The organism is Rhodoplanes sp. SY1 (assembly GCF_046000175.1).
GTDB lineage: Bacteria > Pseudomonadota > Alphaproteobacteria > Rhizobiales > Xanthobacteraceae > Rhodoplanes.
Map to the genome: position 1 here is coordinate 1 of NZ_JBEOMB010000300.1, position 1,126 is coordinate 1,126.

The window sequence follows — 1,126 nt, forward strand, 5'->3', positions numbered from 1 at the left end:
GCGTCGTGCTGGTGCGGGTGCCCGACGACGCCTCGATCACGACCGTCATCGCCAACATCGTCGGCGACCAGGCGGCCGGCACCGGCCTGTACGCGCTCCTCAAGGCGGGCCAGCTGCTCGGCGTCATTCCGCGCCTGATCGGCGCCCCCGGCTACACGGGCTGGTTCACCCGCACGGCCGGCGATCCGGTGGTCACCCGGGCCGCGAAGACCGGCGGCAACACCGGCAACGGCACCATGACGCTCGCCAACCCGGCACACCTGACCGGCGTGCAGGCCGGTGTCTACAAGGTGCGCTGCGTCGGCGGGGCGCGCTCGGCGACCGCCGCTCCCAAGACCGGCGGCAACACCGGCACCGGCACGATCGGCTCGCTCTCGGCCGACGCCACCGCGCCGCTCGGGTCCTGGCGCGCGACGTGTCATGTCGCCGCCGCCGACGGCGGCAGCTTCGTGGTGACGCGTCCGGACGGCACGGTCGACGGCATCGCCGTGGTCGGCACGGCCTACAACAGCCCGAACGGCCCGACCTTCACGATCGCCGACGGCGGCACCGACTTCGTGGTCGGCGATGCCTTCGTGATCACGGTCGCGCCGGCCGTGCCGGCGAACGGCGGCGTGTTCTCGGTCGAACGTCCGGACGGCACCTTCGGGGCCGATGCCACGGTCGGCGTCGCGTATGCGTCGCAGATCGGCTTCACGATCGCCGACGTCGGCACCGACTTCGTCATCGGCGACGGCTTCGACGTGACCGTGGTGATCTCCGGCGGCGTCGCCCAGGCGAACCCGATCTGTGCGGCGCTGCCGGGCATCTGCTCCAAGCTGATGGCGCATGCCGTCGTCGGCGGCCCGGGTCTCACCAAGCAGGACGCGATCGACTGGCGCGAGACCATCAATTCGGACCGGCTGATCTGCGTCGACAACTGGAACCTGGTCGCGCGCGGCGAGCAGACCGTCGAGGAGGACGGCGCCGCCCGGGTCCTCGGCATCGGCGTGCGGGTCGACTTCCAGTATGCCGGCGTGCCGAGCCATTCGTGGGCGAACCAGCCGGTCAACGGCATCGTCGGCCTGAAGCGATACGACGCCTTCTCGCTGGTCGACGGCGCGACCGACGCCCAGAACCTGCTCGG

Annotated in this window: 1 pseudogene; it reads left to right on the top strand. The window is 71.8% G+C overall.

The features are described 5' to 3' along the window. Positions 1 to 5 precede the first annotated feature (5 nt). Positions 6 to 1,126 (top strand): annotated as a pseudogene (locus tag ABTU92_RS29250) (hypothetical protein); the annotation flags it as partial.